Source organism: Phycisphaerae bacterium, from assembly GCA_017999985.1.
Lineage (GTDB): Bacteria > Planctomycetota > Phycisphaerae > UBA1845 > Fen-1342 > JAGNKU01.
In genome coordinates this window covers 91,115-106,793 of the sequence record JAGNKU010000003.1, presented here as the reverse complement: position 1 = coordinate 106,793, position 15,679 = coordinate 91,115, and the positions used below count along the sequence as shown (strand labels likewise).

General features: G+C 66.1%; 11 protein-coding genes. 9 read left to right on the top strand and 2 right to left on the bottom strand.

Features of this window, described 5'->3' with window-relative positions; translation table 11 throughout:
- Nucleotides 1-3: 3 nt before the first annotated feature.
- Together KA383_05640 and KA383_05635 are read right to left on the bottom strand one after the other, a co-directional pair.
- The gene (locus KA383_05640; GenBank protein MBP7745595.1) at nucleotides 4-822 is read right to left on the bottom strand and encodes a hypothetical protein; all 819 of its coding nucleotides are present in this window, start codon (nucleotides 820-822) and stop codon (nucleotides 4-6) included.
- A gap of 4 nt (nucleotides 823-826) precedes the next feature.
- Nucleotides 827-1,690: a bifunctional 5,10-methylene-tetrahydrofolate dehydrogenase/5,10-methylene-tetrahydrofolate cyclohydrolase gene (locus KA383_05635; GenBank protein MBP7745594.1), complete on the bottom strand. Its 864-nt coding sequence runs from the start codon at nucleotides 1,688-1,690 to the stop codon at nucleotides 827-829.
- 115 nt (nucleotides 1,691-1,805) lie between these two features.
- Between KA383_05635 and KA383_05630 the strand changes: the two genes are divergently transcribed.
- The 9 genes from KA383_05630 (at nucleotide 1,806) to KA383_05590 (ending at nucleotide 15,614) form a co-directional block, all read left to right on the top strand.
- The gene (locus KA383_05630) at nucleotides 1,806-3,266 is read left to right on the top strand and encodes a hypothetical protein (protein MBP7745593.1); all 1,461 of its coding nucleotides are present in this window, start codon (nucleotides 1,806-1,808) and stop codon (nucleotides 3,264-3,266) included.
- 174 nt (nucleotides 3,267-3,440) lie between these two features.
- Complete coding sequence (locus tag KA383_05625; protein ID MBP7745592.1) at nucleotides 3,441-6,599, top strand: exo-alpha-sialidase; 3,159 nt, start codon at nucleotides 3,441-3,443, stop codon at nucleotides 6,597-6,599.
- A gap of 362 nt (nucleotides 6,600-6,961) precedes the next feature.
- Complete coding sequence (locus KA383_05620) at nucleotides 6,962-8,494, top strand: hypothetical protein (protein ID MBP7745591.1); 1,533 nt, start codon at nucleotides 6,962-6,964, stop codon at nucleotides 8,492-8,494.
- A 45-nt stretch (nucleotides 8,495-8,539) separates the two neighbouring features.
- Complete coding sequence (locus KA383_05615; GenBank protein MBP7745590.1) at nucleotides 8,540-9,211, top strand: aquaporin; 672 nt, start codon at nucleotides 8,540-8,542, stop codon at nucleotides 9,209-9,211.
- 216 nt (nucleotides 9,212-9,427) lie between these two features.
- Nucleotides 9,428-9,931, top strand: a complete 504-nt coding sequence (locus KA383_05610) for a hypothetical protein (GenBank protein ID MBP7745589.1) — start codon at nucleotides 9,428-9,430, stop codon at nucleotides 9,929-9,931.
- 35 nt (nucleotides 9,932-9,966) lie between these two features.
- The gene (locus KA383_05605) at nucleotides 9,967-10,668 is read left to right on the top strand and encodes a glycosyltransferase family 2 protein (protein ID MBP7745588.1); all 702 of its coding nucleotides are present in this window, start codon (nucleotides 9,967-9,969) and stop codon (nucleotides 10,666-10,668) included.
- A 365-nt stretch (nucleotides 10,669-11,033) separates the two neighbouring features.
- Nucleotides 11,034-11,954, top strand: a complete 921-nt coding sequence (locus KA383_05600; protein ID MBP7745587.1) for a prepilin-type N-terminal cleavage/methylation domain-containing protein — start codon at nucleotides 11,034-11,036, stop codon at nucleotides 11,952-11,954.
- Nucleotides 11,955-12,259: 305 nt separating this feature from the next.
- Entirely contained in the window at nucleotides 12,260-13,003 is a 744-nt protein-coding gene (locus tag KA383_05595; protein MBP7745586.1) for a PEP-CTERM sorting domain-containing protein, read from the top strand.
- A gap of 247 nt (nucleotides 13,004-13,250) precedes the next feature.
- Nucleotides 13,251-15,614: a hypothetical protein gene (locus KA383_05590; protein ID MBP7745585.1), complete on the top strand. Its 2,364-nt coding sequence runs from the start codon at nucleotides 13,251-13,253 to the stop codon at nucleotides 15,612-15,614.
- Nucleotides 15,615-15,679 lie beyond the last annotated feature (65 nt).

Here is a 15,679-nt window from a genome sequence, read left to right as displayed (position 1 = left end):
ATCTCAGTCAAACCAGTCGTACACGCGGCCCCCGACGTGCTCGTAGGCCGCGGAGTACAGGAGAATCAGCCCCGCCACCAGCACGAGGCTCGCGCACAGGCACAGCCCGCGCGACCAGCGCAGCCGGCGCAGGCGGGCAAAATAGCAGCACGCCACGCCGAGCAGCCAAAGCGCGATCTGGAGCCACCAGGTCACAGCCTCTAATGAACCGCTGAAGATTTCGTCCGTCCACGAGTCCGGGCGTGCCCCCGCCAGGCACGCGTGAACATCCGAGTACAGGAGCATCGGCGCGCCCCACACCACCTCGGTCAACATGATCGCCGACGTGTAGCACCCGACCAGCAGCCAGAACCGCAGTGACGCACGCCAGGCTCCCCAGCCCGAGACGTCAACCAGGCTCAGCCCGATCGCCTGCAGCACGATGTACGCCGCCGCTGCACCCAGCCACGCGACAATGTACTCGCCTTCGGCGCCCGAGATCGCCGCGAACAGCGTGCCTGCAAAGCACACCCCCACGAACGCCAAGGCATGCCCGACGCTCATCTTCTGCACAGCCTGCCGCGCGAAAATCCACGGCGCGAACAGTACCGTGGCCCACGTGACGACGAAGCCGGGCACCTTGCGCCAGCCGCGCGCCCGCTCGAACGCGATGCGCGGCGGATTCGTCGCGGCCTTCCAGACCGCCGCCCAGTCGAACGTCGTCCCACACTCCGGGCAGCGCGGCTCCGGCAACCCGGTCAGGTTGTAGTCACACCGCAGGCAGCGCGGCACACCTTCGGTGGTCCGGCCTTCCGGCGCATGATTGGTGACCGGCGCGGACATGCCGTTAGACCTGCACGCCGAGCTGGTGCGCCGCGGCGTCCGCTGTCTGATCGATCAATGTCGCAATCGTCATCGGCCCCACGCCGCCCGGCACCGGCGTAATCAGCGACGCCGGCTCGAGCGCGCCTTCGAAATCCACGTCGCCGATGTTGCCCTCGTTGTAGCCCGCGTCGATCACGACGGCCCCGACTTTGATCCATCCGCCGCGCACGAACCGCGGCTTGCCGACAGCAGCGATCACCACGTCCGCGGCGCGCACCAGGCTCGGCAGCGAGCGCGTGCGCGAATGGCACAGCGTCACGGTCGCCTGCGCGTTGATCAGCATGGAAGCCATCGGCCGGCCCAGGATCGGGCTGCGGCCAATCACCACGGCGTGGGCCCCGTCCAGCTCGACGCTGTACTCGCGCAGCAGGCGCATGATGCCCGCCGGCGTGCATGAAGCGTAGGCCGGCATGCCGAGGATCACGCGGCCGAGCGTGCTCGACGTCACGCCGTCGACGTCCTTCTCGACCGGGATCGCCTCGAAGGCGGTGCGCTTTTCGATCGGCGCCGGCACCGGGTGTTGAATGAGAATGCCGTGCACGCTGGGATCGGTGGCCAGCTTGCGGATTTCCGCCACGAGCTGGTCGGTGGTCGTACCGAGCGGCAGCTCGATCCGCACCGACTTCATGCCCACGTCTTCGCAGCGCTTGCGCTTCATGCGGACGTACGTCGCCGAGGCGCGGTCGTCACCCACCAGCACTGTCGCCAGCGCCGGCGTGACCCCGGTCGCCGCAACAATCTTCTGCACCTTCGCGCGAGCCGCCTCCAGCACACGGCGGGCCAGGGGCCGGCCGTCCATGAGCTTTGCCGAGTTGATGGTCGCCATGACCGCAGGATACCGGGCGCCGCCGACGCTGTCACGTTGGCGGCGCCGGCCGCGTTTCGGCTACACTATGCGCGGCCGGCCCGCCAGGCGCCGGCGGCAACAGGAGGACGTCGCGATGAGTCGTTACGCCGTCTTCACTGTGATGATGTTGTGGGCCGCGGTCGCGCCGGGCCGCGCCGATGAAGCCGCCATCATCGCCGACATCGGGGAGTTCATCCGCACGGATGACACCGCCCGCCGCACGGAGCTGGTCGCGCGCATTCAGGCCGACCCCGCGTACGACCGCGCGCGGGTGAGCGAATGGCTGCACGCGGCCGAAGTGTTCGAGCCGCTGAAGCCCGGTTCGCTTGAGCTGGCGGTGCCGCTGCCGGACGGGTCGACGCGCACCGTCGTCCTCCGCATCCCGCAGGACTACGACTGCCACCGCGCCTGGCCCGTCATCTACGCGCTGCACGGGATGAGCGGGCACGCCACCAACAGCCTGGCCTACTTCCAGCGGGCCCTGGGCGCCGACGTCGAGCAGTACGTGCTCGCCGCGCCGGATGGCTACGCCGACCAGGTGATCTCGGAGACGCAGTGGCCGCCGACGGGCGAACACCCGGCGGCACTGTTGAAGATCAAGCAGACCGTGAATGTCGACAGCGACCGCGTGTACGTCGCGGGCTACTCGATGGGCGGGCATACGAGCTGGACGCTGGCCGTGCTGTACGCAGACCAGTTCGCCGGCGCCGTGCCGCTGGCCGGGACCTTCACGATCATTCTGCCCGATCATCTGCATGAGACGTTCCTGCCGAACCTAGCGCACCTGCCGGTACTGGGGGTGTGGGGGGCAGGCGACACGAAGGACGCGCGGGGCGACGAAAGCCGCGGCGGCGGAATCGCCGGCTCGAACCGCGGCCTGCGTGAGCTGGGCGCGAAGCTCGGCCTGCAGTTGACGATGATCGAGCTGTCGGACCGGGGCCACAGCGACGTGGATCCCCCGGCCGATGCACTCCGCGCGCTGCTCGCGCAGCGGCGCGTGCCATATCCGAGGGCGGTGCGCCATGTGTTCCGGCACCTGTGCCAAGGTTCAGCCTACTGGCTCGAAGCCCACGCATGGTCCGGCGAACAGTGGACCGACCAGAAGAAGACAGTCCACCTGCGCGAGGGCGAAAACCTGTTCAAGGACGAGGACCTCGACGCGGCGGTCGCGCGGCATTATCGCGGCATGCTGGCCGAACTCAGCGGCGAGATCGACGGCCAGAACATCCGCGTACTGCATAAGAAAGTGAGCGATCTGACCGTCTGGATTGGCGACGGGCTGATCGACTGGGACCAACCGGTCTCTCTGAAGGCGGGCGGGCGGCCGCCGGTCGAACTTCAGGTCCAGCCGGACTTGTATGTCTGCCTCGCCCAAGCCGCCCGGACGCGCGACTTCGACCGCCTCCGCTGGGCGGGCATCCGCGTCCGGCCCAGCGCCGGGAAGCCCTATCTCGTCACGTCGAAAACCACTTTCCCGGCGCCGTTTTCAAAACCCCGGCAAGCCGCGCCGGCGAAAGATAAGCCCAAAACCAGAGCCGGTCCGAAAAAAGGATGACGGCGGCACGCTGCCCCGGCCGAGTGACTCTCCAAACCACCCGGCAGCACCCAGGCGTAGTCTGCGGGCTGCCGCGTTGCAGCCAGCCAGCCGATTTTCATACAATGGCATTGCCCCGGTTGATGATCATAGCGACCCTGTGCACGCGGCCCGCGCGCGGCGGGAGATGAAGGTATGCCCCGGCGTTTGGTCCACAGTTTGGGAGTGATGATCGGCCTGTGCGCACCGGCGTGGGCGTGCGGCACGGTCACGTTCGCACTGGAGTCCGCGCGGAACGGCCGGGTACTGGTCGCGGGCACAACCATCGACTGGACCATCCGGGTCAGCGTCACGCCGGGCGATAACCTCGGCCTGGCCGCGTTCAGTTGCGACCTGCACCAGAACGCCGCCAACCCCGCGCTGTTCGACATTCCGCAGGGCGACGTCTTCTCCATCCCGGCCGCCCTGGCCAACTTCGATCGCCCGGCGGGTTTCACACCCCCGGGTGAAATCTGTGCTCCGAGCGGCTACGTCGGCGTGCAGCGCGGCGTGCCCGGCCAGATGGATCTCGTCCAGATCGGCGGCGCGCAGAACACCACCGGCACGCCGCTGCCCCCTGGCACCGGCATGGGCGAGAACGCCGTCGTGGTGCCGGGGGTCGGGCAGAGCGGCGCCCCCCAGCTCGTGCTCTCGGGCACCTTTCCAGCACCGGCGGTGGAGGGGACATACACCTTCCACCTGCAGAACGCCAGCGCGAGCGTGCTAACGTCGATCGCAGCACCGCCGGCGCCATCGGAGACGGCATCGGCCGAGGTGAATACCAGCCAGGCAACCTTCAGCTTCACCGTGGCGCCGCCGGTCTGTTTCGGCGACGTGAATTGCGACGAACAGATCGACTTCGGCGACATCAATGCGTTCGTGCTGTATCTCTCGAATTCCGCGGCGTGGCAGAGCCTGTACCCCGATTGCGACGTGCGCAACGGCGATATCAACGCCGACGGAGTGTATCCGTCGTTCAGCGACATCAACGCGTTCGTGACGCTGCTGAGCACGAATTCGCTGCCGCGCGCGTGCCCCCCGGCCGCGAATGTGCGCCGCGAGGCGCGCGCGACTTTTTCCCGCGCGTCCGTCGCGTATCTCGCGGATAACGGGGGCCTGACCGCGTTCGAACCCGATCAGCCGCGCGTCGTACCCGTCACCGTCGCCACGGTCAGCGATGGCGCGGTCCGCCGGAAGGAGGCACTGGGCATCTACGACCTGGCGCCGCAGTGTCAGAACCGCCGCTACATGTTTGCGCTGCGGCAGGGCGCCAGCGGGATGTACCGCACGACGGACGGCGGCACGTGGGAGCCCATCGCCATCACCGCCCCACCGGGTTGGAGCCATTTCTGGACCTACATGTTCGCGACGGCCGCGGACACGCTGCTCGTCGTTGATGCCACGACGGATCCCGACTGCGTGTACCGCAGCACGGACGACGGCCAGACGTGGTCGTTGTGCCTCACACTCACGCCCGGGTCGCCCGCCGTCACCGCCGCGCACTTCGGGCTGCGTCAGGCACCGCACGGCACGCTGATCCTGGCCGAGTACGGCGGGCCCGGCGTCGGGCACCCCTACAAGATCTACCGCTCCAGCGACGACGGCCAGAGCTGGACCGTCACCCACACCAAGAGTGACATCACGCACTTCCACGCCGTCGGCTATCACGCGGCGACCAGCCAGTGGTTCGTCGGCCACGGCGACGGCTACTACAAGGGCATCCTGCACAGCACGGATGACGGGCTGACGTGGCAGGCGTTCCACGCGCAGGACGCGATGTTCGCGCAGCCGGTCTGGTTCCAGGACATCGGCGATCCCGGCCGCATCTGGCTCGGCGCCGACGACGGCTCGCAGGTCGCACATATGGATGTGCTCGAGAGCAGCCCGGGCTACAAGGAGGTTGTGCCGGTGGTCAGCTCCTTCGACCCGCGCGCGGGACGCGAGTACACGTTCCTGATGTTCACGCACGCGGGCGTGACTTACGCCTGCAACATGGATTCGACCATCAACACGCTGGGGCACTATCCGGTCATCGTCGCCAGCCTGGACGGTTTGAACTGGGCGACGGTTCACCAGTTTCGGGCACCCGTCAGCGGGCTGGGCCATGCCATGAATTGCGTGCAATTCGCCGGCTATCTCGGCGGCAAGCTGCATCTCACCTGCCAGTTCACGGGAGAAGGCACCTTCGCGCCGAAGCAGTGTCACTTCGCGTTCACACCATTCGAACTGACCAGCACGACCGGCACGCTGCTCGAACCCGGCGTGCACAACTTCTTCGATGCGGCGCACTCCGGTTGTGAAGAAGCCGGCGGCCCTGACCCGGGTGTCTGGCCCAAGACCGCCGGCGAGTACGAGATGGACCTGTCACAAGCGTACGAGCGCGCGCAATCGCTGCGCTGGTACGCCGACGTGGGCGGCCTGGGCATGCTCGTCGCCCGCACCCTTCCCCCAGGGCTCGCCGACGGACGATCGATCTACTTCCGTTGTCGCGTCAAGGGCAGGTCGCGCGGCTTCTACGGATGCTGGTGCGACGGGTGGGTGCCGCTTGACGCCGACAAGCTGGCCCAGTTCGCCGTCGGCTCCGCCCGTGCGGGCAACTGGATTGAGCACGTGGGTCTGCCCACGAGCATCGGCGCGCCGACGGCCCTGCGCTATGCGCTGCATACAGCCTCGCTCAGCAATGCCGACGGCGGCCATAACGCCGAAGTATGGATCGACGCGCTGCAGGCGGCCGAAGTCCCGATCACCTCCTGGCAGATGGGCAGCGAGACGACGGAGAACGACCGCGCCCCGGAGCAACTGCGGTTCACGAGCCTCGGGCTGCTGGACGACTGGACGTTTGCGTGCCGGCTTGTCCTCACGAACTCACCCGCCGATCTCGCCCACTGCACTACCCCGCGCTACCTCTTCACGATCTACAAGGACGTGTGCAACTACGCCTCCGTCTATCACGACCCGGCCGACCGCGCGCTCAAGCTGTGCTCCTACGCTTACGGCATGCCGCAGACGCCGCTGGCGACCGCACCGCTGGTGGGCGGAGCGCGTAACCTGGTGCTGCACGTCGTCCTGCGTCACGAAGCCGAGCACATCCGCCTGTCCGTGGCCGCCGGGCAGGGCATGGAATTCGTGCCCGCCGCCGCGCGCGCCGCGCTGTCATCCGCCGACACGTGGCTCAGTGGCGACAGCACGGGTCACAATCTCATGCCGTTCATCCTGGTCGATTACGTCGCCCTCCCCGGGCTGGTCGTGCCGGATGAAGTGCTGAGCCTGCCGGACTTCTATACGCAGCTCGCGGCGCTGGCGGAGTCCCGCTGACGCGGCTGCCGCCCGGCATGCCTGACCACGCGCGCCTGACGCGATGCCTTGACGTGGATTCAAAGCTCGCTGCGTGCAGAACTGGCGGTATTCCGTCACACGCATGACGCAACCAGGGCGTGGATTTGCTTCGCAGGCGTACCCGCGAGCGCATCCCCGTGCGCACTCACGGAATAATCGGATCCGAGCATGTCCTCAGGTGTGCCGACGGATTACACGAATTGTTCAACGAGGCTCTTGCATGAAAACGCGCGTTACGGGATATTCCGTACCGGTTGATGTGGTTGTCGCCATTCCCAAGCGTTGCGGTCGCGCGGGAATTGGCGTTACAGGTCTGTCGTTCCTGTGAGGGAGAACAACCTATGTGTGCTCAAGTCACCCGCCGCTGCACGCTCGCAATTCTGTTCCTGGGCCTGATCGTGATGCCGGTTCGCGCTGACGACCAGGCCACGACGGATGACGGCAAGCTCAGCCGTCTCGAGGCTTTGCTCGACGCGCAGCAGCAGAAGATCGAAGCCCTCGAGCAGCAGGTCGCGGCCGCGCAGCAGGCCGACCTGGACGCCGCCCGCGTCGAGCAGATGAAGCAGCAGATCCGCGAAGTGCTCAGCGAGCAGGAGTTCCGCGAGAGCCTGATGCCGTCGACAGTCCAGGCCGGCTACGACGGCGGCTTCTTCATCCGCAGCAGCGACGACAAGTTCAAGATCCAGTTCAATGGCCAGTTGCAGTTCCGGTACACGTACTACGCCACGCGCGACCACAATCGCTACCTGTCGCCGGGCATGCGGCGCACCGATCGCTCCGGCTTCGACTTCGCGCGTATCAACCTGGACATCAGCGGCCACGTGTACAGCAAGGACCTCACCTACTTCATCGAACTCAGCGCGCCCTCCGCGACGAACCTCGATGTCGTGCTCAGCTACGCCTGGATCAACTACCGCATCGTCGATGAGTTCCAGATCAGGGCTGGCGTCTTCAAGACGGCCAACCTGCGGGCCAACACGGTCTCGAACGCGAAGTACCAGTTCGTTGAGGCACCGATGATGGACGCGGTCTTCGGGCTGAACGACGGCATGGGCATCCGGTTCTGGGGCCAGCTCTTCAACAAGAAAGTTGAGTACTATGTCGACGTCGTGAATTCGCTGAACACCCCCGCCACCCAGACCATCACGACCGACGAGACCTGGCTCGCCAACGGCCATGACAACAACCCCGGCATCCTGGCCCGCCTCGTGTGGCACGCGCTCGCCGGCGAGTGCCGCGGCCCGATCCACGCCGACGATCCGGCCCGCTTCGACACCATGTGCGACATCGAGCACAGTCTCCAGCCCGCGCTCGACTTTGGCATGCACTATGCCTACACCGAGGACTGGCACGACGGCACGATTCGCATTCCGTTCCCGCGCCGCACGTTCTTCCGCGACGGCGGCTTCGGCCTGACTTCCTCCGAAGGCCTTCAGATCAACCAGTTCGGCATTGACGCCGGCTTCAAGTACCAGGGCTTCTCGCTGACCGGCGAGTACGTGGTCCGCATGCTTGACGTGCGCAATGCCGCGAACGCGCCGTTCACGCCGTTGTATCTGCTCACCGGCGACGACTCGACCAACGTGCAGCACGGCGCCTATCTGCAAACCGGCTACTTCCTGCCGATCCCGGGGTGGGAAGACAAGTTTGAGGTCGTCGGCCGCGTCGGCGGCATCTCGGCGCTGTCCGGCGGGCAGGAAGGCACCTGGGAGTACGCAGGCGGCTTCAACTACTACATCAAGGGTCACAATGTCAAACTGCAGACCGACGTGACCAAGATCTCCGAAGTCCCGATTTCAAACTCGACCTACAGTCTGGCCAACGTGAACGACGACGCCTTGATCTGGCGCGTGCAGCTCCAGGTCGCGTTCTAGCGACTCAGTCCGTTACTTTCCGACGCGTGCCTGGGAGGACTTGACGTGCGCAAGTACCTCGCGGAGTTCATCGGTACATTCATCCTGGTCCTGTTCGGCTGTGGCACGGCCGTGGTCGCGGGCAAGGACGTTGGCGTGCTCGGCATCGCCTGCGCCTTCGGTTTCGCGCTCATCGCCGCCGCGTACGGCATCGGCCCGATTTCGGGCTGCCACATCAACCCCGCGGTCAGTCTTGGCGTGTTCGTGTCCGGCCGCATGAAAGCCAGGGACTTGGTGGGCTACATCATCGGCCAGTGCCTGGGCGGCATCGTCGCGGCCGCAGTGCTCCTGGCGATCGCGAAAGGCTCGGCCGGGTACGCAGCCGGCAAACTGGGACAAAACGGCTGGGGACCAGGCTATCTGGGCGAATATTCCCAGGCCGCCGCGATGAGCTTCGAATTCGTCGCCACGCTGATCTTCATCATCGTGATTCTCGGCGCGACCGGCAAAGGCGCTCCCGGGCAGCTCGCCGGCCTGGCCATCGGCATCACACTGGTCGTGATCCACATTTTCGGGATCAACATCACCGGCGTGTCGGTAAACCCGGCCCGCAGTCTGGGGCCCGCGCTGATGGTGCGTGGCGCGGCGCTCTCGCAGCTATGGCTGTTCCTCGTGGTACCCAGTATCGCGGGCATCGTGGGCGGCGCGCTGTTCCGCGCCAAGATCCTGGAGGATTAGCCGGGCGCGCGTGCCGGCCGACCAACAGTTCGCGCGACCGACGACATGGCCCGCCTCGTGACGGACGCGGCGGGCCATTCCCGTTCTGGTCTGACGGCGGGCGGCGCGGCGGCCGTTCCGCCGCCGGCGCACGTGTTGACGCCGCCGCGCCCGCGAAGTAGCGTAACCAGCGCTGTCGTCCGGCGTTGTGGCCGGGCGCGCGGGTTGGGATACGGCATGGATCGACCGCGTTTCGCAGAGCTGCTGCAACGGTACGCGCATACCCCCAGCGAACGGCTCACGGCCCTGCTGGAAGCGCGTGTGCTCGTGGAGCCGCGCTGCGCCGTCACGCGCTACCTGCTCGGCTGCCAGTGCTTTGACCGCGGCCGCTCCGCGACCGCCGTCCGACACCTGATGATCGCCCACCACGTCGACGTGCAGCTACAGTCCGCCGCGCTGCTCGTCTTTGCCGGATTGAACTGGGTTAGCCGCCGCGGCGCGCAACTGCTGCCGGTGCTGCTGGAGACCTGGGAGGAATTCCGTCGGCCGGACTTCGATCGGCTGCGCCGCGAGCGGGCCCTGCTTGACGCCTTCGCCGAACCCGACCCCGGCCTCGAGCTCATGCCGCCGCTGGCTCGGCGCCTGTGGCGGCTGCCGATCCTCACGCTGCGGAGCCAGATTCGCGCGGCGGTGCTGTCGCGGGACGCCGGTCTGTACCCGCTGCTGGCGACACCGGCGTAGGGCGCGCCGCACGTCCCAAGGAGACGCCGTCCCCGATGATGCTGTCCGTGGTTATACCCGTGTACAACGAGCGCGAGACGCTCTTTGAACTGCTGCGCCGCGTGCTGGGCGCCCCGGTCGAGATCGCCCGCGAGATCATTCTGGTGGACGACGCATCGAAGGACGGCACGCAGGAGCTCTATCCGCTGCTCGACACGCAGTTCCCAAACGCCAACATCCGCCTCTTCAAGCAGCCCGTAAACCAGGGCAAGGGCGCCGCGATCCGGCGGGGGTTCACCGAGGCCCGCGGCGACATCATCGTCGTGCAGGACGCCGATCTCGAGTACGACCCGAAGGACTATCCGAAGCTCCTGCGGCCGATCCTCGACGGCCGGGCGGACGTGGTGTACGGCTCGCGTTTCATCGGCGGCGATGAGCACCGGGTGCTCTATTTCTGGCACTACCTCGGCAACAAGTTCCTGACCACGCTGTCGAACATGTGCACGAACCTGAACCTGACGGACATGGAAACGTGCTACAAGACGTTTCGTACCGAGGTCCTGCGCAACATGCGCCTGCGCTCGAACCGCTTCGGAATCGAGCCGGAACTCACCGCCAAGGTCGCCCGCGGCGGTTGGCGGGTGTACGAGGTTGGGATCAGCTACTCCGGCCGCTCGTACGAGGAAGGCAAGAAGATCACCTGGCGCGACGGTTTGAAGGCCATCTACTCGATCATCCGCTACGCCATCGCAGACTGAGCCCGTTCCACGGCGCCCGATAGCCCCCGGACGGGCGACCCCGGCTCGCAGCTTCGGCTCTCCCTCCTCCGGGCAAGTCATGCTGTGCGTCCCCGTGAGCAGTTTCGGATTATGGGACCTATATGCGCGTGCCGTCCACCGCGGACTCGTTCGCCCGGCCAAGTGCCCGCCCGGCGCGCGTGTTTTACGCTTGCGTCACGCCCACGGTCGGAGTATGTTATAACGATAGACTGAGACTCCGGCTGCCGTGTGAACGGGCTGGGCATTTCTCGGTTCACACCAGCGGGTTTTGTGCGTTTGGCCGTGCCAACGTGGCATGGAGATAGGCCAGAATGGGCTCCATAAATCTACGCCGTGGGGTCGCCATGAACACGAAATGGATTTCCGCTGTCCCGTCACGCCGCTCGGGCGCGCGAACGGGAGTCAGCGCGTTCACGCTGATTGAACTGCTGGTGGTCGTCGCCATCATCGCATTGTTGATATCGATCCTGCTGCCCAGCCTGACGGCGGCCAGGGAGCAGTCCCGTGCGATAAAGTGCATGGCCAACCTCCGGTCGATGGGCCAGGGCATCATGTCGTACGCGCTGGACCACCTCGGCACCCTCCCGGGCCCGCTGCACCCGCCGGTCTATCGGTTGACGGGTGGGGACGATCAGTTCAACCCCATGGATCCGAACACGCAGCGGCCGTGGTTCCTGCTGGCACGCCTCTCCTCCATGTTCACCACCGACGACGAAATGCTGCAATATGTGGACCGCGTCGCCACCTGCCCCACCGCCGTGGGTCGTTTCCCCGACAGGAATTTCCTGCCCAACATCGGCGGCAACCCCAGCTGGTCGCACCCGTACAACTACGTGATCAATTCGTGGTCGAACTCCGACCCCAAGTGGTTCTACGGCTGGACGAATATCGGCGTCACTTGGACCGGGTGGTGCAACGGCTATGCCGCCGATCCCAACAGCCCGAGCTACCAGCCGCCGAAGAAGATCGAAAAGATCAAGCGCGTGGGGGAGGAGTGGGCCGTGGGCGACGCGTGGTGGAGCTTCCGCCGCGTCATGATCCGCCCCGGCGTCTTCGAGGATACGATGCTGGGTCCGTGGCAGCTCGCGGCGGCGAACCCGCTGAACCCGGTGGGCATGTCGCATAACCCGCTGCCGCGAATGCCGTATCACAAGCGTGACCGCGAGACGAACCTCCTGTATTTCGACGGTCATTGTGGCAGTTTTATAGGTGTCGACCGCTGGGCGGAGAAGTTCCCGGCCAATCGACCACCGATAACGCCCTAGGCTCAGGCAACCGGTCCGTGCGGTGCGCGCGGGCCGGGATCGCCGGCCGTGGCGAGACGGCAAAGGAAGCAGCGTGGTCGGCGCGTTCCTGCAGCCGGCTTCGCAAACGCACGGCGGCCAGCGGCGCCGCGGTAGCGAGGAGTGTGAAAGACGAATCGCGATGTATAACGCATGTTGTGGACCGGCGAGGCCTTAGGTGCGGCTCCGTGCGGGGCTGGGTCCGGACCGGAAAGAGAAGATTAGGGCGACTGTCCCTAACAGCCCAGCAGGTGCGATCCTGCTGCAACCCATGAGGAGGTACGGATATGAGGTACACGGTAGGAATTGGTTTGGTGCTGATGCTGGCGGTCGGCGCGATGGCCGCGACGATCCCGACGGTGCAGATCTCGATCGGCGTCCGCGACAACGGCACGACCGTGCCGATCGGCGGGAATGGCGGGTCCTCGGGCGCGATTGAGTGGATCAACCTCGATGGCCAGACGCTGGTGCTCGACGGCACCTGGCAGCTTTTCACGTTCAACTTTGCCACGGATCCCATCACCGGGTTCACGGGCGACGGCATCCTGAACAACACGTCCGGGACGCTCGAGCACATCCGGATCAAGAGCAATGGGTACGACCTGCCCATGACGTTCTGGATTGACGAAGTCGCCGACACCATCACGGAGAGCATTCCGCCGCCGCCGCACCCCGTGACGTACACGTTCGGCTCGTTTGAGGAATACGCGGTCGGCACCGAAGTGATGTTCCAGGAGCCGAATTTCTCGGGCTCGACCGACGCCATGATCATCAACGACCCGTTGGCGCTCTCGCTGGTCGCGGACGATTTTGCTTATGCCGGCGTCCACTCGGATAAGGTCTACTTCCAATTCGTAAACAACGCTCTGACGAATTGGTGCCGGCTGACGACGTTTAACGCGACGAATCTGCCGAATCCGGCGATTCGGTTTGACCAGGGCAGCGTCCTGTCGTTCTGGATGCGCGGCGTGCCCGAGCCGTCGGCGCTGCTCATGCTTGGTCTGGTGGCCGGGCTGCTCCGCCGCCGCTAGGCACACCTGGTGCGGCGCTGCCACAGAGGTCAGCGCTGTGAGACCACAAAGGACTCCCGTCCGCTCGTCGGCTCGTCGAGGGGCCGGGGGACGGGAGTTCTTTATTATCGTGCCGTGTCAGCCGGCGCGCGACACTGCGTCGTGGGGCGCGTCGTCTGGCCTGCGTCATCGTCGGGCGGGTTGATCCCGGCCGGCCACGCGTCTCGGGTCCCGAGGGAGAGGCTTGTCGCGTACTGGAGTAAGAACAATGGCGCCAAGAAAGATGCGGCTGCTCATCGTAACGGGGGCGGTGCTGCTCACGGCAGCGACCGCACTCGGGCAATTTCCCAAGTTGATCACGGACTTCGAGGGCGGCGGCTGGACACCCTTCGTGACCGTGGTCATGTTCCGCAATCCGTCCGTGTCCGGGACAACCACCGGCATCGTCGCCGGGAGCGACGCGACGTATCTCACCGACATCGCGTACGATCCGTTCTCCGTCGTGCACTCCGGTACGCGGGCCGACACCACGGTCTGGGAGTGGACCAACGCCGGTTATCACAGCTCGTGGATCCGCCTGGTCACGCTCAACGCCGATGAACTGCCTAACCCGGCGCTGCACCTCGGCGGCAAGGTGCGGATGTGGATCGCGGTCAAGGCCTACACGAACAACACCTACTCCGTACCCGTGACGAACGGCCACCTGTTCCTGGGACTGGGCGTGCGCGAGACGGGCGAAGGCGTGTATCAGGGCGGCGACGGCGGCACGACCGGTGACGTTGAATGGGTCGGCCTGAGCGCGAAACTCATCGAGATCCTCGGCGGCACCAACGGCGTGTGCAACACCACGGTCCTGGCCGGCAGCGATGATGTGCAGGTGATCCCCCCCGGACAGCCCGCCGGGCCGGACAGCGTTTGCGTGACCCCGGGGCCCGACGGCATCATGCAGACTGCGGCCGCGGGTGACGACGTCCTGAGGGTAACGCCGCGCGGCATGTTCTCTATCCCCAGCGATGGTGTCATGCGGTTATATGAGTTCAACCTGCCAGCGCTCGAGTCGTCGGGCAACGTGTTCAGCTTCACGGGCAACGGCACCCTGGGCGCAACGCCGAACAACCGCGGCACGCTCGACCACCTCGCCCTGACCAACGACCCGACTAACGCGGCGGTCAGTGCCAAGGTCTTCCTCGTCAACGTCGACGACGTGACGTTCGAGGCGCCCATCCTCGATCCGCCAAGCATCCGCGCGCAGCCGACGCCGCCGCGCCCGCTCGACGAATCCGTCTTCGTGGAGTACATCGACCCCGCCGCGACCCAAGTCCAGGTGATCCGCCTCAACGCCGACGGCAGCGAAACGGTCCTGGCCTCGATCAACCCCGCCGGCCAGACCGAGGAAGACATCGTGGTGCAGCCGCTGGCCTCCGGCATCCGCATCGTGGCGCGCCAGACCGTCGGGGCGAACACGAGTGACAACTCGACGCCCGTCGTCGTCGCGTCCGCGGGCAACGGCCCGCTGCGCATTGCCATGGGCGTGCGTGAGACCGACGCCTACGACCACGACCTGCCCTGTGGCGCGGACGGCACCGGCTTCGATCCGGACCAGCCGTCCACGCTCGAGTTCATCGGGGCGGCTCTGGCCACCCCCGAGGAAAGCTTCGGCGTTCCCAACGCGCCGCGCTTCGAGCCCCAGCCCGACTGGTTCGAGATCGTCTTCAATCCCTGCGATCCGACCTACGGCGTGGCTCTGTTCAGCGGCAACGGCGCGCTGAACCTCAATCCGGCCCCGAACTGGACGAACGGCGTGTGGGAAGGCCTGTACTTCCGCATCGACAACGTGAATCCGACCGCCGGGCCTTACACCGTGTACATTGACGACCTGATGGTGAAGAACGGCTCCGGCCCCGGCGTGGATTGCCTCGTCGATGACTTCGAGAGTTACACGCCCGCGGAGTACATCGTCGGCGACTACGCCGGCAATGGTATGGCGGACACGCAGGCCGTCGGCGACGACGTCCAGGTGGTCCCCGTGGGCGGGCCCGTGTTTACCGGACAGATCATCGTGGCGCCGGGTCCCAATGGCATTCTCGAGACGACGCCGCAGGGCGACGATGTGCTGTCCCCCCTGCACTCGCGCTTCAACCAGCCCGGAGTCGCCGGCACGAGCATTGGCCTCGCCGACACGCCCGACCTCGCCACGATCAGTACCGAGGATTCCTTCAGCGGCACCAAGTCGATGAAGATCCAGTTCGCGTTCGTCGACGCCACGAATTTCCGCAACGTGCTGCGTCTGACGACCAACGGCTCGACGGCAACGAATCCGCCAGAGACATTCCTGAATCCGGATTCGGTGATCCGCTTCAGCAACGACGGCACGTTCTGCGATGGCACCAATGACATCGAGTACAGCGTGCGCATCAAGCTGCCGCCGCCGGAGGTGCCCGGTGACTGCGACTTCGACGGCGACGTGGACCTGGCCGATTTCGCCTGCTTCCAGATTTGCTACGGCTCGACGGTGACGCCGCCGGATCCGTGCGTGAGCTATGACATCGCGCCGAACCACGCGGTGGATGGGGTCGTCAACTTCGCGGACTTCCAGTTGCTGCAATACCTGTTCATCGGTCCGAAGCACTAGCCCGCGTCGATCTTCCGAGGTGCCCGGGGCGGTCAATTCCGCCCCGGGCGCCCCAGCGTCTGTCA